The sequence below is a fragment of the Halomonas sp. LS-001 genome (genome assembly GCF_052983955.1).
Genome location: NZ_CM129816.1, coordinates 1 through 20,271 on the forward strand (window position 1 = coordinate 1; position 20,271 = coordinate 20,271).

General features: G+C 52.7%; 14 protein-coding genes. 7 read left to right on the forward strand and 7 right to left on the reverse strand.

The window, feature by feature from the left end; genetic code table 11:
• The 4 genes from dnaA (at nucleotide 1) to gyrB (ending at nucleotide 6,354) form a co-directional block, all read left to right on the forward strand.
• Entirely contained in the window at nucleotides 1–1,470 is a 1,470-nt protein-coding gene (dnaA, locus tag ACU6TU_RS00005; RefSeq protein ID WP_447142562.1) for a chromosomal replication initiator protein DnaA, read from the forward strand.
• Between the two features lie 23 nt (nucleotides 1,471–1,493).
• Nucleotides 1,494–2,597 carry a DNA polymerase III subunit beta gene (gene dnaN, locus ACU6TU_RS00010; RefSeq protein ID WP_447142563.1) on the forward strand — a complete coding sequence of 368 codons (1,104 nt, stop codon included), beginning with the start codon at nucleotides 1,494–1,496 and terminating at the stop codon, nucleotides 2,595–2,597.
• 125 nt (nucleotides 2,598–2,722) lie between these two features.
• The gene (recF, locus tag ACU6TU_RS00015) at nucleotides 2,723–3,844 is read left to right on the forward strand and encodes a DNA replication/repair protein RecF (protein WP_447142564.1); all 1,122 of its coding nucleotides are present in this window, start codon (nucleotides 2,723–2,725) and stop codon (nucleotides 3,842–3,844) included.
• Between the two features lie 89 nt (nucleotides 3,845–3,933).
• The gene (gene gyrB / locus ACU6TU_RS00020; RefSeq protein WP_447142565.1) at nucleotides 3,934–6,354 is read left to right on the forward strand and encodes a DNA topoisomerase (ATP-hydrolyzing) subunit B; all 2,421 of its coding nucleotides are present in this window, start codon (nucleotides 3,934–3,936) and stop codon (nucleotides 6,352–6,354) included.
• A gap of 312 nt (nucleotides 6,355–6,666) precedes the next feature.
• Here the strand turns inward: gyrB and glyS are convergent, their stop codons facing one another.
• Together glyS and glyQ are read right to left on the reverse strand one after the other, a co-directional pair.
• Nucleotides 6,667–8,733, reverse strand: a complete 2,067-nt coding sequence (gene glyS / locus ACU6TU_RS00025; RefSeq protein WP_447142566.1) for a glycine--tRNA ligase subunit beta — start codon at nucleotides 8,731–8,733, stop codon at nucleotides 6,667–6,669.
• A complete protein-coding gene (gene glyQ / locus ACU6TU_RS00030) occupies nucleotides 8,733–9,692 on the reverse strand; it encodes a glycine--tRNA ligase subunit alpha (RefSeq protein WP_447142567.1) in 960 nt (319 codons plus the stop codon). Before glyQ ends, glyS begins: the two co-directional genes overlap by 1 nt.
• Before the next feature lie 137 nt (nucleotides 9,693–9,829).
• On the opposite strand from glyQ, the gene waaF reads away from it, so the two are divergent.
• The gene (gene waaF / locus ACU6TU_RS00035) at nucleotides 9,830–10,855 is read left to right on the forward strand and encodes a lipopolysaccharide heptosyltransferase II (RefSeq protein WP_447142568.1); all 1,026 of its coding nucleotides are present in this window, start codon (nucleotides 9,830–9,832) and stop codon (nucleotides 10,853–10,855) included.
• 4 nt (nucleotides 10,856–10,859) lie between these two features.
• Here waaF and ACU6TU_RS00040 read toward each other — a convergent pair whose 3' ends face one another.
• From ACU6TU_RS00040 to ACU6TU_RS00055, 4 genes are all read right to left on the reverse strand, one after another.
• On the reverse strand, nucleotides 10,860–12,521 hold the full coding sequence (locus tag ACU6TU_RS00040; protein ID WP_447142569.1) for a sulfatase-like hydrolase/transferase: 1,662 nt from the start codon (nucleotides 12,519–12,521) through the stop codon (nucleotides 10,860–10,862).
• Nucleotides 12,522–12,568: 47 nt separating this feature from the next.
• Nucleotides 12,569–13,909 carry a UDP-glucose dehydrogenase family protein gene (locus ACU6TU_RS00045; protein WP_447142570.1) on the reverse strand — a complete coding sequence of 447 codons (1,341 nt, stop codon included), beginning with the start codon at nucleotides 13,907–13,909 and terminating at the stop codon, nucleotides 12,569–12,571.
• 245 nt (nucleotides 13,910–14,154) lie between these two features.
• Nucleotides 14,155–14,934, reverse strand: a complete 780-nt coding sequence (locus ACU6TU_RS00050) for a glycosyltransferase family 25 protein (RefSeq protein WP_447142571.1) — start codon at nucleotides 14,932–14,934, stop codon at nucleotides 14,155–14,157.
• A gap of 89 nt (nucleotides 14,935–15,023) precedes the next feature.
• Nucleotides 15,024–15,755: a 3-deoxy-D-manno-octulosonic acid kinase gene (locus ACU6TU_RS00055; RefSeq protein WP_447142572.1), complete on the reverse strand. Its 732-nt coding sequence runs from the start codon at nucleotides 15,753–15,755 to the stop codon at nucleotides 15,024–15,026.
• A 327-nt stretch (nucleotides 15,756–16,082) separates the two neighbouring features.
• Between ACU6TU_RS00055 and waaA the strand changes: the two genes are divergently transcribed.
• On the forward strand, nucleotides 16,083–17,372 hold the full coding sequence (waaA, locus tag ACU6TU_RS00060) for a lipid IV(A) 3-deoxy-D-manno-octulosonic acid transferase (protein WP_447142573.1): 1,290 nt from the start codon (nucleotides 16,083–16,085) through the stop codon (nucleotides 17,370–17,372).
• On the opposite strand, the gene rpiA is transcribed toward waaA, so the two are convergent.
• Nucleotides 17,369–18,043 carry a ribose-5-phosphate isomerase RpiA gene (gene rpiA / locus ACU6TU_RS00065; RefSeq protein ID WP_447142574.1) on the reverse strand — a complete coding sequence of 225 codons (675 nt, stop codon included), beginning with the start codon at nucleotides 18,041–18,043 and terminating at the stop codon, nucleotides 17,369–17,371. The genes waaA and rpiA overlap by 4 nt on opposite strands.
• Before the next feature lie 239 nt (nucleotides 18,044–18,282).
• Here rpiA and ilvA point away from each other — a divergent pair, with 239 nt between their 5' ends.
• On the forward strand, nucleotides 18,283–19,839 hold the full coding sequence (gene ilvA / locus ACU6TU_RS00070) for a threonine ammonia-lyase, biosynthetic (RefSeq protein ID WP_447142575.1): 1,557 nt from the start codon (nucleotides 18,283–18,285) through the stop codon (nucleotides 19,837–19,839).
• The last annotated feature ends 432 nt before the right edge of the window (nucleotides 19,840–20,271 follow it).

A 20,271-nucleotide genomic window follows, 5' to 3' on the forward strand; every position in this document is an offset into this window, starting at 1 on the left:
GTGTCTCTCGCGCTTTGGCAGCAATGTCTCGATTATTTGCAGGACGAGCTGAATTCGCAGCAGTTCAATACTTGGATACGCCCACTTCAGGCTGAAGAAGGCGAGTCCAATGAGCTGTGTCTTCTGGCGCCTAACCGTTTTGTGCGTGATTGGGTAAATGACAAATATGCCAAACGAATCAGCGAATTGGTGAGAGAACTGGCGCCTGCAAAACCACCTAAGGTAAGCCTGACCGTTGGCAGTCGCCGAGTGGCTTCGGCTGCGCCGCAAACGCGGGAGCTGGGGACACCTGTTTCTGCTTCACCTGCCAGACCGTCATCGCCTGCTGTCAGTACGCCGTCACGGCGTAGCCATATGAATGACGAGCGTGAAATTGATCAGCTGCGTGAGGAGTCTGCCGCCAAGCGGCCGGGCGAGCGCCAGGTGCAGGTCGAAGGTAGCTTGAAACATAATAGCGGCCTTAACCCGAATTTCACCTTTGAAACCTTTGTGGAAGGTAAATCTAACCAATTGGCGCGAGCGGCTTCCCGGCAGGTCTCAGAAAACCCGGGCGGCGCGTATAACCCACTGTTTCTTTACGGTGGCGTAGGTTTGGGTAAAACCCACCTGATGCATGCGGTAGGCAATGCACTGGCCGAGCGGCGAGAGAATGCGCGGGTCGTTTACCTACATTCGGAACGTTTTGTGGCCGACATGGTAAAAGCCCTTCAGCTGAATGCGATCAATGATTTCAAGCGTTTCTATCGCAGTGTTGATGCCCTACTGATTGATGATATTCAGTTCTTTGCCGGCAAGGAGCGCTCTCAGGAAGAGTTTTTCCATACTTTCAACGCCTTGCTGGAAGGCGGCCAGCAGATGATTCTCACCTCTGATCGCTACCCGAAAGAAATCAGCGGTGTAGAAGAGCGTCTCAAGTCGCGTTTCGGCTGGGGTCTTACGGTTGCCATCGAGCCGCCTGAACTGGAGACCCGTGTGGCTATTCTGATGAAAAAGGCCGATCAGTCGAAAGTCGATTTGCCCCATGACGCTGCGTTCTTTATTGCCCAGAAAATCCGCTCGAATGTGCGCGAACTCGAAGGCGCACTGAAAAAAGTGATCGCCGACTCCCACTTCATGGGCAAGCCCATCACCCAGGACTTTATTCGCGAATCTCTGAAGGATCTGCTCGCGCTGCAGGACAAGCAGGTGGGTGTGGATAATATCCAGCGGACAGTGGCAGAATATTACAAAATTAAAGTGGCCGATTTGTTGTCCAAAAGACGCTCGCGCTCTGTCGCGAGGCCGCGTCAGGTAGCGATGGCCCTCGCCAAAGAGCTGACCAACCACAGCTTGCCTGAAATTGGTGATGCATTTGGAGGGCGTGACCACACCACGGTGCTACACGCCTGTCGCAAGGTGAAAACCCTGCAGGAAGAGAACGCGGATATCCGTGAGGACTATAAAAACTTGTTGCGTCTGTTGACCAGCTAACCACCGACTAATCTGGAGCGTTGATGAAATTTTCCATTTCCCGAGAGGCGTTGCTGCGTCCGCTGACATTGGTTGCCGGTGTGGTTGAGCGTCGGCAAACATTACCGGTACTTTCAAATGTACTGATTGAAATTGAAGGCGATCAGGTGGCCCTGACAGGGACCGATCTTGAAGTTGAGCTTATCGGGCGCACGGTAGCCAGTGCAGTTGAGCAGGAAGGTTCTGCAACGGTTCCAGCTCGCAAACTGATGGATATCTGTAAATCGCTACCGGAACAGTCAGAGATCCAGCTAGCGGTAGAGGAAGGCCGTGCGGTATTACGTAGTGGTCGTTCACGCTTTACACTTTCTACACTTCCTGCTGCCGAGTTTCCTAATATTGAAGAAGCTGATAGCAGTCAGGAGTTCAGTGTTCCACGCGGCACGCTGAAACACCTGATAGAATCAACGGCCTTTGCCATGGCTCAACAGGACGTCCGCTATTACCTGAATGGCCTCTTGCTGGAAATTCAGACTAACCTGCTGCGTGCGGTTGCGACCGATGGACACCGTCTGGCCATGTGCTCCCGGCCCGTTGAAGTGGTGGTTGAGCAGTCGCAAAAGCTGATTGTGCCGCGCAAGGGTATTCTGGAGCTTTCGCGGTTGCTGGACGATAGCGACGAGCCGGTTAGTTTGACGCTGGGGTCGACCCATGTGCGTGCACACACCGGTGACTTCACCTTCACTTCCAAACTGATCGACGGCAAGTTCCCCGACTATGAAAGAGTCGTGCCACGTAACGGTGATAAGGTACTAATAGCTGAGCGCGCCGACCTGCGTCAGATGCTGTCACGCACTGCTATTCTCTCAAATGAAAAGTACCGTGGTGTCAGACTTTATTTAGAGCCCGGTAATCTGAAAGTGATGGCGAACAACCCTGAGCAGGAAGAAGCCGAGGAAAATATCGCTGTCGAGTATAATGGCGCAGCGATGGAAATTGGCTTTAACGTCGGGTATCTCGTGGATGTATTATCCGTGCTTGACGAAGACCGTATGCAGATGACGCTTGCCGATTCCAACAGCAGTGCCTTGATGGAAGAGCCTGGTGGTGGTGACGCCCTCTACGTTGTTATGCCGATGCGCCTGTAACGGCTCGGCGTGATTGATTTAATGTTGTCTTGGTTAATTTTAATTAGGCGGCGCCGTTTTTACTTAGCGGCTGCCGCCTGCGTATTTATACCTGCCAACAAAACGTTGATGGGAACAGGTGTCCAATGAGCATTCAGCAGCTCAACTTCCATGGGATACGTAACCTGAAGCCTATTAGCGTTTCTCCCTCCAGCCGAATCAATATCATCAGTGGTGCTAACGGCAGCGGTAAAACCAGTATTCTTGAAGGAATTCATATCCTTGGCCTGGGCCGTTCTTTTCGTACTCGTCAACTGAAAAATGCGATTCAGCATGGCGTTGCTGAAATGACGCTTTTTGCCAGATTGGCGGATGAATCTGCTACGACGCTGGGGGTTCGCCGTTTGCGGGATCAGCGTGAGCTTGAGCTGCGTGTTAAAGGTCATAAACAGGTTCGACTGGTTGAACTTGCCGAATTAATGCCGTTACAACTGATTAACCCGGATGCATTCCGTCTATTGGAAGGCTCACCTTCAGGTCGAAGAGAGTTTCTGGATTGGGGAGTGTTTCACGTGAAACATGAGTTTTTCAGTGTTTGGAAGCGAGCACGGCGCGCGCTGAAACATCGGAATGCCCTCCTTAGGCGTGGTAGAATAACGGCAGCTGAGATTGATGTCTGGGAGCAGGAGTTAGCCGCCAGTGGTGAAAGTATTGATCAGCAGCGCCGAGAGTGGTTTAGCGAGTTTTTGCCAGTGTTTGAAGATACGCTTGCCTCGCTTTTACCCCTGCAAGGATTGACGCTTCACTATGCTCGCGGCTGGGATAAAAATCGTTCACTCTCTGAAGTATTGATGGGCAATCGTTCAACTGACGAACAAATGGGGTTTACCCAACAAGGTCCGCAACGTGCCGATCTGAGAATTAAAGTCAATAAGCAACCAGCTGTTGAGGTGCTTTCCAGAGGTCAGCAGAAATTGGTGGTGAGTGCGCTCAAGTTAGCGCAGGGCCGATTTCTGGAAAGTACGGTTAATAGGCATTGTGTGTATCTGATTGATGACTTGCCCGCTGAGCTTGATGAGCAACATCGGCAGCGGTTTTGTGATCTTCTCGAAACCATGCAGTGTCAAACATTTATAACGAGCGTCGAACCAACCGCCTTACAGAGTCGATGGCTTTCCGGTACTGAAGTAAAGATGTTTCACGTGAAACATATTGAACAGGATGGGGGAAAGCAACCACTGAGCCAGTTAAATCTAACTGAGCAGTGAGCTTTGCAAGTGTAGTGCAATATTAAGCATGAATCGGTACCGGGCGGGTAGGCGATACGGACACGACAGACTTCACGATGGAGTGGTCAATGAGCGAGCAGGCTTACGATTCATCAAGTATCAAAGTGCTCAAGGGGCTGGATGCAGTTCGCAAGCGTCCAGGGATGTATATAGGCGACACAGATGATGGCACGGGGCTACATCATATGGTGTTCGAGTTGGTGGATAACTCCATTGACGAAGCGTTAGCGGGCCATTGTAGCGAAATTCGCGTTATCATCCATCCGGATGAATCTGTTAGCGTCAGCGATAATGGTCGTGGCGTGCCGACAGAGCTTCATGAAGAAGAAGGCGTTTCGGCAGCCGAAGTTATCATGACGGTACTTCACGCCGGTGGTAAGTTTGATGATAATTCCTACAAGGTGTCCGGCGGTTTGCACGGTGTCGGTGTGTCTGTAGTAAATGCATTATCATCAGAGCTGCGCTTGACAATCTGGCGTCAGGGCGAGGTCTTTGAACAGATTTATCAGCACGGTGTTCCTCAGGCACCGCTTTCTGTTGTGGGTAAAACCGAGAAAAGTGGTACCAAGGTACATTTTCAGCCCTCGACAGAAACCTTTGCGAACATTGAATTTCACTACGATATTCTTGCCAAACGACTGCGTGAATTGTCCTTTTTGAATTCAGGTGTTGCCATTCGCCTGATGGATGAGCGCAGTGGTAAGGAAGAGCTCTTCCACTATGAAGGTGGTCTTAAGGCCTTTGTCGATCACCTGAATAGCAAAAAAACTGTGATGAACCCTGTTTTTCATTTCAATGCCGTGCGGGAAGATGGCGTTGAAGTGGAAGTGGCGATGCAGTGGAGCGACACGTTTACGGAAAATATCTTCTGCTATACCAATAACATTCCGCAGCGTGACGGTGGGACGCACCTGGCAGGTTTCCGTGCAGCCCTCACACGGACATTGAATCATTATATTGAAGCGGAAGGGTTGCTGAAGAAATCCAAGGTTAATACGTCTGGCGATGATGCCAGGGAAGGGCTGACGGCGATTATTTCCGTTAAAGTGCCTGATCCCAAGTTCTCATCGCAAACCAAGGAAAAGCTGGTTTCCAGCGAAGTGAAAACTGCTGTAGAGCAGGAAATGGGCCGCCTGTTTTCGGAATATCTGATTGAAAAGCCCAACGAAGCCAAGTCGATCGTCAACAAGATGCTGGACGCTGCGCGGGCACGTGAAGCCGCACGCAAAGCACGTGATATGACGCGACGGAAAGGGGCGCTGGATATTGCGGGCCTGCCGGGTAAGCTGGCTGACTGCCAGGAAAAGGATCCCAGCTTTTCGGAGCTTTATCTGGTGGAGGGTGACTCAGCCGGGGGAAGTGCTAAGCAGGGGCGTGATCGTCGTACTCAGGCGATACTGCCGCTGAAAGGTAAAATCCTCAACGTCGAAAAAGCCCGCTTTGATAAGATGCTTTCATCTGCTGAAGTCGGTACGCTGATTACGGCGCTGGGTTGCGGTATCGGTCGTGAAGAATTCAATCCTGATAAGCTTCGCTATCACTCCATCATCATTATGACGGATGCGGATGTAGATGGCTCGCACATCCGTACGTTACTTCTGACGTTTTTCTTCCGTCAAATGCCAGAACTGATCGAGCGTGGCCATGTGTTTATCGCTCAGCCCCCGCTTTATAAAATCAAACGCGGTAAGCAGGAGCTCTACCTGAAAGACGAACAGGCCATGGTAGATTATCTGACGACCACGGCGCTGGATGGAGCGCGTCTTTATGTAAATGCCGATGCGCCTGGTATTTCCGGCTCTCAGCTCGAGGCGCTGGTGACGCAGTACCGTGGGGTAATGAAGCGTATTGACCGTCTTTCACGGGTTTATCCAATTGAAGTGCTCAAGCAGATTGTTCATGCCTCGGCGCTGCTTGGTGAGGAAAGCCTGAAAGATAATGTGACCATGCAGAACTGGATTGCTGAGTTGCAGAAAGCCATGGATGATCAGGTGGCTTATGAAGGTGGCCCTCGCTATCATTTCCATCTTCAGGAAGATACTGAGCGTGGTTTATATCTACCGACTGTGTCGCTGTTGGCTCATGGTGTCACCACCGATTATACCTGGGGGCTCGACTTTTTCGAGAGTGCTGATTACCGCGCCATTACCGCATTGGGTGATACACTCAATGGTCTTTTGGAAGAGGGTGCTTATATCGCCCGTGGAGAACGCCAGAGACCGGTTAAACAGTTTGCTGATGTGTTGGCCTGGTTGATGCAGGAAGGGCAGAGAGGGCTTTCTGTGCAGCGTTACAAAGGGCTGGGTGAAATGAACCCTGACCAGCTGTGGGAAACCACTATGGACCCCGATAGCCGCCGCATGCTGCGCGTGACCATCGAAGATGCGGTTGCTGCTGATATGATGTTCAACACCTTGATGGGTGATGACGTTGAACCGCGTCGTGACTTCATCGAAACCAATGCGCTGGTGGCGAATCTTGATATATAACTCAGGGCATTGGAGCCATCGGAGACCTAATGTTTCACGTGAAACATCTTGTTGTCTCTAGATAAGTAACGTTATTCGCTAGACCTTAAAAGCCCCGCTGAGCCATTGGCCCAGCGGGGCTTTTTAATCAATATATCAATCATGTCACACAATGGATGCTGAGCTGACGTTTAAGCTCGATCATGTATAGAACATCAACAGGCCCTGGTGTTTCACGTGAAACATCTGTGAGCGAAATACTAAAAAAACCCGGCGGTGCCGGGTTTTAAGATTGCTTGGTTCTACAGCAAGCCTGCTGTTACGAAATAAATATCACTGAGGAAGTTCGGAAATGTCAGCTACCTCAAGGAACAGCGCTTGTAGGCTGGCCAGCAACGCCAGACGGTTATGGCGAATAGCCTTGTCGTCAGCCATAACCATGACCTGATCAAAGAAGTCATCAACAGGCTGACGCAAGGTTGCCAGCGTGTCCAGAGCTTCCATGTAGTGGCCGTCTGCAAAAAATGGCGTGACACTTTCACGACAGTTGGAAATGCCGCTAAAGAGCGTTTTTTCAGCGTCTTCACTCAGCAGGCTGGCATCTACCTGGGTGCTGCCATCATGCGCCTGTTTGCTTAATATGTTGGAAACACGCTTATTGGCTGACGCCAGTGCGGTTGCTTCTTCACGTTGGGCAAAAGCTTTAACGGCACGTAGACGACGAGCAAAGTCCAGTGGCTTGGTAACAGGGCGAGAACGTACCGCCAGATACATTTCAGCGCTGATGCCTTCTTCCTGCCCCCAGGCGCGGAAACGATCCAGTATATAGGTCAGGACGTCGTCTACTAGCCCCTCTGTCTGGGGGAGGCCACTGTGCTGGTCTACGGCATATGCCAATAGCTCACGTAGATCCAGGTTCAGCTCACCCTTGATCAGGATGTTGAGTATGCCAATGGAGGCGCGACGCAGTGCAAAGGGGTCTTTTGCACCGGTTGGGCGTTGGCCAATACCAAAAATCCCTACCAGGGTGTCAAGGCGGTCAGCAAGTGCCAGCGCCTTACCTGTTGAGGTATGCGGAATGTCATCGGCCGCGAAGCGAGGCAGGTACTGTTCTTCCAGCGCTGTGGCGACGTCATCGGGTTCGCCATCCTGTTCAGCATAGTAGCGGCCCATGATGCCCTGAAGCTCGGGAAATTCGAGCACCATTTCCGTTACCAGATCGCACTTGGCCAGCTGCGCGGCACGCTGGGCAAATTCCGGATTACCCCCGATCTGATTGGCAATCAGCGTGCCAATGGCGGTGGTGCGGCGTGCTTTGTCTGCCAGGGTGCCAAGCTTCTGCTGGAAAACCACGCTTTCCAGCATGGGAATGCGGCTGGCCAGAGTGCGTTTGCGGTCTGTCTCATAGAAGAAGGCTGCATCTGCCAGGCGCGGGCGAATGACTTTCTCGTTGCCTTGAATTACCTGATCAGGGTCTTGGCTTTCGATATTGGAAACCGTAATGAAAAGCGGTTTGAGCTGGCCATTTTCATCCACCAGGTGAAAATATTTCTGGTTGGCTTTCATGGAAGAAATCAGGCACTCCGCCGGAACTTCCAGAAAACGCTCATCAAAGCTACCCGTTAAGGCAACAGGCCACTCCACCAGGCCACTGACTTCAGCCAGCAGTGACTCATCAATCACGGCCGTAGCGTCCTGAACTTCCGCCTCAGCCAATACCTGCTCACGAATACGTTCACGACGACGCTCACGGTCGGCAAGAACATAGGCATTCTCCAGCGCTTCCAGGTAATCGTCGGCATGGGTGAGCTGAATGGCATCCGGTGCATGAAAACGATGGCCAAAGGTGGTGCGGCTGGCCTCCAGGCCAAGCACTTCAGAAGCAATAACATCGTTGCCATATAGCGCCACCAGCCAGTGAACCGGGCGTGAAAACTCAATGCGCGAAGCGCCCCAGCGCATGTTTTTTGGCACTGGCAGGCTGGCAATGGCTTTGCGCAAAATGCCTGGCAATAGCGTTTGAATGGACTCACCCGTCTGTTGCTCGTGGTAGCCCAGCCAGGTGCCTTTGTCAGTTTCCAGATGAATCAGTTGATCTACGCTAACGCCGCAAGAGCGTGCGAAGCCTTCTGCTGCCTTGGTGGGCTGACCATCCTTGAAGGCGGCAGCCAGGGCAGGGCCACGCCGTTCTACGTTGCGATCAGGCTGTTTGTCAGCCAGTTCGATAACCTGTACGGCGAGCCGCCGAGGTGTTGCAAAAGCACGCACAGCCTTGAAGGCTACATCAGCTTCCTGCAACCCCTGCTGAATACCATTGGCAAAGGCATCAGACAGGGCATCGAGGGCCGCGGGGGGAAGCTCTTCTGCGCCGAGTTCCAATAGAAGCGTATTAACAGCCATTATGCGTCTCCCTGATCGGCCAAGAGTTCACGCCGTAAAGCCTCGGGTGCCATGGGGAAACCTTCGGCTTTACGGGAGTCGTAATAAGAGTGGGCAACATCGCGGGCCATGGTACGTACCCGCAGAATAAAGCGTTGACGTTCGGTGACCGAGATAGCGTGGCGGGCATCCAGCAGGTTGAAGGTATGAGACGCCTTCAGTACCTGCTCGTAAGCGGGCAGGGGTAACTTTGCATCCAGCAGTTTGGTGCACTCTTTTTCCTGGTGATCAAACGCTTTGAAAAGTTGTTCGACATCGGCGTGTTCGAAATTGTAGGTCGATTGCTCACGCTCATTCTGTAGGTAAACATCGCCGTAGGTCACCTTGCTGCCATCGGGCGCAATGGTCCATACCAGATCATAGACACTATCAACGTCCTGCAGGTACATGGCGATCCGCTCAATACCGTAGGTAAGCTCGCCGGTCACCGGATAACACTCGATACCACCTGCCTGCTGAAAGTAGGTGAACTGGGTAACTTCCATGCCATTCAACCAGATTTCCCAGCCCAGCCCCCAGGCACCCAGGGTAGGGGATTCCCAGTTGTCTTCAACAAAGCGGATATCGTGTACCAGTGGGTCAAGCCCGAGGCGCTTCAATGAGCCTAGATAAAGCTCCTGAAAGTTGGCGGGTGACGGCTTCATTACCACCTGAAACTGGTAGTAATGCTGCAGGCGGTTAGGGTTCTCTCCGTAACGGCCATCTGTTGGGCGACGCGACGGCTGAACATAGGCCGCATTCCAGGTTTCAGGACCAATGGAGCGCAGGAAAGTGGCCGGATGAAACGTCCCGGCGCCAACTTCCATATCCAGTGGCTGAAGTACAACGCAACCTTGCTCTGCCCAGTATTGCTGCAGCGCAAGGATTAGTCCTTGAAAGGTCGACACATCGGGTGTCGTACTCGGGGTTGAATCACTCATCGGGAAAAGCACCATTGGCCATGAATTCACAGAGCGTCAAGTATACAATCACAAGCAGGCAGGTTATAGGCGCAAAGCTACCTAGTGGCTATCAAGCAACAATATGCGCAATATGAGACGGGTTATGGAGCGACTGAATGAACGAATCGGCTAAACGTTTGCTGGTGATTGGTCCCTCCCGGTTGGGGGATATGGTCATGGCACAGAGTCTTTTTATTACTCTGAAGCAGCGTTATCCGGAGGCGGTGCTTGGGGTGATAGCACCGGCCTGGTCATCGCCGATTCTGGCACGCATGGCGGAAGTCGATGAAGTGCTACCACTGGGTGTGGAAGATCGTAACTTCGGCATAAAAACACGCCGGGAACTTGCCCGAAAGCTGAAAGGGCGCTACGACCGTGCCATAGTATTACCACCTTCATGGAAAGCGGCCTTGGTACCGTTTCTGGCAGGTATTCCTGAGCGTGTCGGGTTTCTGGGTGAGCAGCGCTATGGCTTGCTGAAGGAGCGTCGCAGGCTGGATAAACAGGCGCTGAATCAGACAGTAAAACGCTTTGTCTCTCTGGGCCTACCGGAAGAAGAGGCCAGCACAGGGCAATTCGCCATTCCACGCCCACGCTTGATGATTGACCGCGATAACCTGGTTAATTTGCGTATTACACATGCGCTTTCTTCCCGGCCTGCCATTGGCTTTATGCCGGGCGCTGAATACGGCCCCGCCAAACAATGGCCGCTGGCGTATTTTCATCAGCTTGCTGAATGTCTGGTGAATGACGGTTACGAAGTACGTATTTTCGGTGATACGAAGGATCAGTATGCAGGTGATGAGATCGCCCAAGGGTTGCCAAACACGCACAACCTGTGTGGAAAAACCAGTTTGGCTGATGCCGTTGACCTGTTGGCAGATTGCAATCAGGTGGTCACCAATGATTCGGGATTGATGCATGTTGCCGCTGCTGTCGGGGCACGGATACATGCTATCTATGGCTCTTCATCACCGGCTTGTACGCCGCCACTAACGGTCAACGCTCGCATTCATTATCTTGGTCTGGAGTGCTCGCCGTGCTTCAAGCGTCAATGCCCATTGAGTCATACTAACTGCCTCAACGCGCTGGAGGTCAATACGGTGTATCGCGCACTGAAAGATGCGTCGTCGAATTCATGAAAACTTAGTGAGTAATCGGTAGTTCGTCTGGCAGGTCTTTGGGCGTTTCAAGGATTTGTGAGTCGTTAACCGGGAGGTTTTCAGGTGTTACCGGCTGTGGCGGTGCTAGCCCTTCCCATAGTCGCTGCTGGAGTAAGCTTTCGGCATGCAGGCGGTCGTTGATCTCCTCGGCGCTGTAGCGTTCAAGCAGTGTTTCCGTATTGCTTAGCAGGGAAACACCCAAACCGGCGCGTGCATTCCGTGGGGTATAACCCATGGCGTCCAGCAGGGTAGGGAAAATATCCATGGCCGAGGCCTTGCGCTTGATATGCTGTGGTGGATGGTCACTGCCCAGCAGGATAAAGGTATTATCCCGTTCCATGGTCGTCAGTTCATCCCACGCGGAGACGCGCATGGTGAGGTGGTCACTGAGAATCGCCACCACGGTATTTTCAAGTAGGCCGCGCTCTTCCAGGCGCTCAATCATGTCCCGCGTCAGCCAGGCCGAACATTCCACTGAATAGAGAATATCAACACCGTCCCATTCACCTTGCCGGTCAATGCACCGCTTTGCCGGATAGCCGTTGGGAGCATGCCCGGTAATACTCAGATTGACGACACCCCAGGGACCATCGGCTTCGCGATCCAGGCGCTCGATTTCTTCAATGGTCAGATCATACAGAGTGTCGTCGTAAAGCCCCCAGTCATTGGTATATTCAGGATCTTCCAGGTGTGACTGGAGCGCTTGAAAGCCGTTGACATGTTCAAACCCATGCCCTTCATAGAAAAGCCCCTTACCCGCAAATTCGGTGCTGGCACCGCCCAGAAAACTTAATTGATAACCCTGCTCGCGGAGAAGATCTCCCAGACAATCGACGCCCGGCACCACCGTTGATAGGGGATCAAACTGACGATCATGCAACAGGCCTGCGGGCATCAGTGGGCTGCCACATTGACTGGCAATCATGCCTGCCATTGTCCAACCGGTGTTATCAATCTGCTCGATACCTTCAAAGACCAATCCTTGTCTGCCAAGGTGGGTAAGGTCGGCATAGGCATCACCAAAGCGCGGGTCGCTGTAAGTGCGTTCGATGCTTTCGAGATATATGATCAACAGATTGGGAGGTGATGACTGCGGCGTGATATCAGGAGCTACGTAGCGCCGATCCAGCCAGCCGGGATCATCCGCGGTGACCACGGCGCTGCGTTGTCCTATGCTATAGAGGAGTGGGTTGCTGACCAGTAATATGATGGCGATAAGGGGTTCTGAGCGTCGCCAACGCCAGTCATTGCGTACCAGCCAGGTGAACGAAATCAACATCGCCAGCATGAATGACGTGTAAAGCCCGGCAGCAATCAAACGGCCTGATCCGCCATGATCTTCCATACCCGCCTGAAGGTGGAAAAATACGGCACCCATGTCTACATCACCAAAACTGGCGGCCAGATAGACATACACTCCCCAAAGACATAATGGCAGCAATGACCATGGCCTGACCTTACGGTAGCGCTGGTAGGGAACCTGTCCCGTGCCAATCCGCCGTCCCAGCCAGACGAAAACCACCGCACAGGGCAGAAGCGACCACCAGGGCAGTCGCGTCAAAACGGAGATAGCGTAACCCAGCCCCAGGCCGAGAACGGCTAACGGCATCCAGGTGGCTAGTGCGGGCAGCTTGAAACGTGGCATGGAGGTCCTTTTATGGCAATGCGGTAAAACCGCGTATTGAAGGGTGATTAACCACCATGCAGGGCGCTATTGCTGCGTCCCACGCCCACATAATGCAAGTCGGCGGCCGTCGCGCTTTCCAGGTCGTAAAGGTTGCGACCATCAACCACCAGTTTTTCTCTCAGCTCATTCGCCAGCCAGGTAAAGTCGACACTACGGAATTCTTTCCACTCCGTGCATATCACCAAAGCATCGGCGCCTTTCACGGCCTGGATTCGATCAAACGTGAGTGTCAGGTCATCACGATCACCGTAGAGACGACGGCATTCGGCCATGGCCTCCGGGTCGAACGCCTGCACTTTGGCACCTGATTCCCAAAGGGCTTCCATCAGCTCTCGGCTAGGCGCTTCGCGCATATCATCCGTATTGGGTTTAAACGCCAGCCCCCATAGGGCGATGGTTTTACCGTTCAGGTCGCCGAGCACGTGGCGCAGTTTGGCAAACAGGGTGCGCTTCTGCTGGTAATTGACCTGCTCGACGGCATTTAGCAGAGCTGGCTGATAGCCGTGCTCACGGGCGGTGCGTTCGAGTGCCTGCACATCCTTGGGGAAACACGACCCACCATAACCGCACCCTGGGTAAATAAAGTGGTAACCGATACGTGGGTCACTGCCAATGCCCCGGCGAACCTCTTCAACATCGACGTTAAGGCGTTCTGCTAGGTTGGCGATTTCGTTCATGAAGCTGATTTTGGTAGCCAGCATGGCGTTGGCGGCGTACTTGGTCATTTCTGCTGCCCGTACGCTCATGAACATCAGCTTGTCGTGGTTACGGTTATACGGGGCATAGCAGGCACGCATGCGCGCTTCAACGTGGGGGCTGTCGGTGCCCACGATAATACGTGCCCCGCGAGTGAAATCTTCAATCGCCGCTCCTTCCTTCATGAACTCAGGGTTGGAGCAGACATCAAAATCGAGTGTAACACCGCGCTCGTTTAATGCATTGGCAATGGCCGCCTGGACTTTTTCAGCGGTACCAACCGGGACGGTTGATTTATCGACGATCAGCTTGTAGTTATCCATTTGCTCGCCGATGCTTCGGGCAACCGCCAGAACGTGACGCAAATCTGCGCTGCCATCTTCATCCGGTGGCGTACCCACGGCAATAAACAACAGCTCACTTTCTTTAACGGCGGTGGCGGTATCGGTCGTAAAGCGCAGGCGGCCTGAATCGGCATTGTGCGTCACCAGCGCGGTCAGGCCCGGTTCATAAATAGGGATTTCACCGGCCTGCAAACGGGCAATGCGCTCGGCGTTGATATCCATGCAGATTACCTGATGCCCAACGTCGGCCAGGCAAGCGCCCGCCACAAGCCCGACATATCCCGTACCAAAAACGCTTATATTCATGCTGGTTCCGTTTTGCTGCAATGTCGTTGATAAGGAAGAAAGCTTACCATGCGCTGCAAACCGTGGGCGACAAGGCACCCGCGAGCACTGCGTTACATCAGCGAATGTTGAAGCATGCTTTGTGCGCTAATGGCGCAGCCACCTATCTGAATGGAGCATGGTTTTCAACGCAAAAGCGTCGGATTGCAGATAATCAAGTCGCCTATAAGAGCTTAAAAAGAGATTTAAAAAAGAGCTTTAAAAAGCTATCGGTTTGTCTTGCTGGGCCTGGAAGACGTTTGCATTCTGGCTTTGAACATGAGGTTATGAAGTTCTCGAGTCACCTTGCCTTTCAAAAGATACCAACGCCAGCGCAGACGTACTAATCCACGCCTCGCCTGAGAGGTATCAACACCAAGATCTATGGCGGACTCAAATTCAGGGTTATGAGTAAGACAGGGATCAAGCACGCCGTAACATTCCACGCCATTTGCCCAGAACTGGTCCATCTCTATATCAACAGGTTCCGCCCAACGTTCCCCGTATTTCAGAAATTTTTTCGCAGCAGACGGAGTGAGGTAATAACCCGTCGCACTCTTATGGCCTCGCAGAAACTTTGCGATAGACAGGCCGCTTTGCTCGAAAACCTGCCAGCTTTGCTTATTTCGGGATTTATTCTTGAACAGTCTGACGCATTCAATTTCCTGGGGGAGGCTGGAAGCCTGCTGCACAAAATTCAAAAATGGCTCCGGAAAGATCATGGCGTCATCTTCCAGAACAATGATGGGTTTCCCGAGATCGACGCAATGCTGCCAGACAATAAAATGACTGGCATAGCAGCCAAGATGACCTGGCGTCAGAGGAATCTCGCCGATTCGCCTCGCTTTATCAGCGTCATAATGGGTAAAGAGTTCGTGCCCCGGCTTGCCATCGATCGCATCAAAAAAGCGGAAAGCCAGCTTCAATTCACTAAACTGCTTCTCAATTGACTGTCGTCTTTCGGTCGCTCGTTCCAGGCTAATGACGATAATTTCTGGTGATTCCATGTTTTTACATATCCACTTAATAAAGTATGTCACGCATTGTTGCCCGAAAGAGGTGGCCTCCAGGCCTTGTGCTCAGAACAAGACTGACCCTAATACGTTGCGCGATACCCTTGAAGAATCTGAGTGGTCGATATGCCTGGATTAAACTTTTGTGCAGAGCTTTCTAGTCTTTTCAAATTTGCGTTTTGCCACGCCCCAGGTGAGCGTAACCGGCAGCGATCTAAATCAATTAGCCAGGGGCTGCTCTGTGGATCAATCAAAATATTGCGGGCATTGAGGTCCACATGGTCTAAACCATGATCGTGAAAGCGGCGGATCATGCGCCCGACGTTTGTGAGCATGGTGCTTAAGACGTCTGTTGGTATTTGCGTATCGTTTAAACAATCCGCCAAAGTGCGGGCGCCGGGTATGCGCTGTGTAATAAGGGCGGCCTCGTAGGTGAACCCATGGCGGATGACGCATGCGGCGATGGGGCGGGGGACAGGTAAACCGTTAGCAAAAAGCGCAGCCGTCAAGCGGATTTCGCGAAAAGAGCGGGTACGCTCGCAGCCTGTCCATATGTAGCGAGACTTGCTTAGCCTGGAGATGAGACCGCCGCGGTGATAGATGCGTAATACCCATTGCGTGCTTGCCCCCGGCGTTGGTTGAAGAAAGAGACTGCTGCCGCGGCCTGGAGCTTCTCCGGTCACCAGGGCTCGTTCCCGCCAGTACTCAGGGGTAAAAATGGCGGGCAGAATTTGGTGTGATTCTGGCGTGTCACATAAGCTGTCAGCATCGTATAAAATATGGCTTTTTCTTTGCTGGAGTGTCGCTAAGCGCATGAAGCCTCTCTGCCTGCTAAATCTAACGATATGGCCATTTTGCGTTGGTCGGCATTAGGCGACGTCTGCAACTTTTTCCCCACCGTGCGGGCTTTACGGCAGCAGTGGCCCCAAGTGCGGATTACGAGGATGATCAGTAAAGGGGAATTCATCTTACTGACTGGGCTCTCTGGGGTCGAGTCTGTTGTTAAAGCGCTCATGATGGGCGTGCCGGATCAACGAGAGGTGCCTGATGACAGCTGGTGTAATCACTTTGAAACAAGCCCGCGTAGCGGGAATGGAGATAGCGGGAATTGGCAATGCCGCCATCCGGGGTTATGAAAGCTGATGGCTGACTGGCCTCGCCTGGCGTATTCGGCGGCGCTTTATGCGTTATCACCCCTTGTATGGCAGCGGGTGTGGCGTGAGCAATTACTTACTTACCCCCGTAGGCAACGGCTCGGTTTTGACTCATCGCCGCGCCCAGAATGCCCGGTTATCTGGTTACACTGCGCCTCGGTGGGGGAAGTGCGGGCTGCGCAGCCGCTGATCAGGGCGCTTCTGGCTCGTTATCCCGAGTATTGTTTACTTATCACTACCATGACAGCAAGTGGTGCACAGCAGGTGCAAGCACTTACTAACCTTTCCCCTCAGTTGATACACCGTTTTATCCCCCTGGACTTTCCGGGTAGCGCCAGGCGTTTTGTTCGCCACTGGCAGCCTGTGCTCACCATTCTGTTTGAAACCGAACTATGGCCCAACCTGATGGCTGCCAGTCACCGTCAGCAAACGCCTATCGCAGTGGTCAACGGCCGCCTATCGTCGCGGGCTTTTAGCGGTTACCAACGCATTCGTCCCTTGATGGCGAATACTCTGGGCTGTGTTAGCTGGCTGGCGGCGAAATCCGAAGGTGACGCGGAGCGCTTTCAAGCGTTGGGCATGAAAGTAGAAAACATCCAGGTTGTCGGGTCGCTTAAGTTTGAGATAGTAGCTCCTGAAAATGTTTTTAATGATAGTAAGCGCTTACTTCAAACGCTGGGTTTAGATATGTACAAACGGCCTGTCTGGGTGGCTGGCTCTACACGGGAAGGCGAGGAGGCATTGATTCTGGACGCACATCGCGAGTTATGTCGCCGCTACCCGAAGGCATTGTTGATACTTGCGCCACGTCACCCCCAGCGCTTTGATGATGTGGCACAGCTATGTGATCAGACCCAGTGGGAGACGTCACGCAGAAGCCAGCAAGAGCCTGTCACGGCGCAGACGCAGGTTTACCTGGCCGATACGCTAGGTGAACTTGAAACGCTTTATACGGTAGGTGATGTGGCGTTTGTCGGTGGCAGTCTGGTGCCGTTAGGCGGACATAATGTGGTGGAACCGGCAAGTCTGGGCTGTTTTACCCTGTGCGGCACTTCAATGGAGAACTTTGAAGATGTTGCCAGGCCCTTGCAGGCGGCTGGCGCGCTTGAATGCGTAGCGGACGCTAAGGCATTGGCAAAGGCCCTGATCGCCGCATTCGATGCACCTGAGGAAACGGCACGCAAGGGCAAAAAAGGGCAGCAAGTGGTTGCTCAGCAGCGAGGGGCGCTGGCGCGAACGCTGGCAGGGCTTGCCCGACTGCTGCCCGTGTCGAATTAACGCAGTGCGGTGCGTTCGACGCCGTCTTCTTTGCCTAGTAGGAGAATATCGGCTCCGCGTGCGGCAAACAGGCCATTTGTGACAACGCCAACAATGCTGTTCAAGCGCGCTTCCATGGCTACAGGGTCATCAATCATGAACCCGTAGCAGTCAAGAATCTGATTGCCGTTATCCGTGACGACGCCTTCGCGATACACCGGCTCAGCACCGAGTTTGACGAGCTCGCGGGCCACGTAGGAGCGAGCCATCGGAATGACTTCGATGGGCAAGGGGAATTCCCCGAGTCGCGCCACGTATTTTGACCCATCCGCAATACAGATAAAGCGCTGGGCGCAGGCGGCCACGATTTTTTCCCGGGTTAAAGCGGCGCCACCCCCTTTGATCATATGTAAGTGAGCATTTACTTCGTCTGCACCGTCTATATAAAAAGGAAGTGTGCCAACTGAGTTAAGCTCCAGAACATCAATGCCCTGCGCTTTCAGACGACTGGCACTGGCATCCGAGCTGGCGACAGCACCTTGAAAACGATCGCCAAGCCTGCCCAGTCGGTCAATAAACAAATTGGCCGTGGAGCCTGTGCCAATCCCCAGCACGGTGTCCTTTTCAAGCCACGGTTCGATCTCTTTGATAGCGGCGTCTGCGACTGCGGCCTTGAGTTCATCCTGCGTCATGGTGTGCCTTTTATGAAGTGAGAATAAAGGGTTGAGAATGGATGATTGAGAACCGTTGGTTAGAAAAACAGTTAACAATAGTTAGATTATGATTGATGCGGATTTGTGAATGCCGACAGTATAGCGGGATAACATGCATCTGCCGATGTCGGTGGGGTTATTGATGTCGGGTAAGCACGGCAACGAAACGTCGAAAGCCTCTAGACGGCGCTGGTCACAATCTGCTACCAATAGAGGCTTTGTTCAAACCCTGCCGTCAAAGCCGCCAACGAGATACCCGCATGCTAGAAGCTACCGTGAAAAAGATCCTTAACGCCCGCGTTTATGGTGCCGCGCGTGAAACGCCGATTTCCCCCGCGCCTCTTCTGTCACGCCGCTTCAACAATACCATTTTGATTAAACGGGAAGACCTGCAGCCGGTCCATTCCTTCAAAATTCGTGGCGCTTATAACAAGATGACCCAGCTAACGGATGAGCAAAAGGCCAAAGGCGTGATTGCGGCGTCAGCAGGCAATCATGCTCAAGGGCTGGCCATGGCGGCTAAACAGATGGGCGTTAAAGCCATCATTGTAATGCCGCGCATTACCCCTGAGATCAAGGTGCAGGCCGTACGCGGCTGGGGAGCCAAAGTGGTGCTGAAAGGTGATGCCTTTGCCGCCGCCGCCGAACATGCCCAGACGCTGATTGCCGAACACGGCTATACCTATATTCCGCCGTTTGATGATATCGATGTGATTGCCGGCCAGGGCACTATCGCGGTGGAAATGCTTCGTCAGTACGCTGAGCCCATCGACACCATTTTTGTGGCGGTGGGCGGCGGTGGGTTGCTTGCCGGCGTGTTGGCCTATGTCAAATACCTGCGTCCGGAAATCAAGGTAATAGGTGTGGAGTCTGAAGACAGCGCTTGCCTTAAAGCTGCCATGGATGCCGGTGAACGCGTGGTACTTGACCAGGTCGGTGTGTTTGCGGAAGGGGTTGCGGTTGGCCAGATTGGTGAAGTGCCCTTCAGTATCATCCAGGGGCTGGTAGATGATGTCATCACCGTCAATGCCGACGAAATGTGCGCAGCCGTCAAGGATATTTTTGAAGATACCCGTGCTGTTCCAGAGACCTCCGGCGCGCTGTCTTTGGCAGGGCTGAAAAAATATGTTCAGCAGACAGGGGTGGAAGGCCAGACCCTGATGTGCATCAACTGCGGGGCCAACATCAATTTCGACCGCCTTCAGCATATTGCTGAACGTGCCACGCTTGGCGAGCAGCGCGAAGCCATTTTGGCCGTCACTATCGACGAGCAGCCTGGCAGTTTCAAGAAATTCTGCCGAGCCCTTGGCAAGCGCATGGTAACGGAGTTTGGCTATCGCTATTCGAGTGCCAGTGAAGCACATATCTTTGTTGGCGTGCAGGTTAAGCCGGGGGGTGAAGACCGTAAGGCAGTGATCGAAAAGCTCGAAGAGGCGGGTTATCAGGTCGAAGATCTGACCGAAAATGAGCTGGCCAAGTTGCACACGCGACACTTGGCGGGTGGGCGCCCGATTGAGCATTTCGAGGAAGAGCTTTACCGTTTTGAATTTCCCGAGCGGCCAGGCGCACTAATGAACTTTCTGACCAAACTGCCCCATGATTGGAATATTTCGCTGTTTCATTACCGTAATCACGGTGCGGCATATGGACGCGTTCTGGTGGGTATGCAGGTGCCAAACGGGGACCGTAAAGACGTTGAAAAACATCTTGATGCCATCGGTTATCGCTACTGGAAAGAGAGTGATAACCCGGCCTATCGCCTGTTTATGGCGTAATAACTGAGCCTGCCATAAAGTAAGTGTTTACTTACTTTGCGTCTCAAGTATAGCGCGATGCGCTTGCTAATTTTAATTTGGCATTAAAGGCAGCGTTATGTTGCCTTTACCCATTGCTTGAAGGTGCCTATTGGCCCTATAGTCCACCCAAGATTTATGTATTAAATAATTTATTGAACGATTCGTTGTGCAAAGCCGTCTCATAGCGGACTAATTGCCAACAAAAAACGTTTCAGCATTGATTTTGACCACTGTAGTATTTCTTGGAGAAGGACAACATGCGTCGTAAAAAGCCGGATATGATCATGGCATTATTTGTGATCTTTGTACTGGGGGTATTGGTCACCGGGTACGCACAGGCGTTATCGGGCAGCTAATCGGCCGGATTGTCCACAGAACCTTCTTGAAGAGATCGCTTCTTTTTGAGCCAAA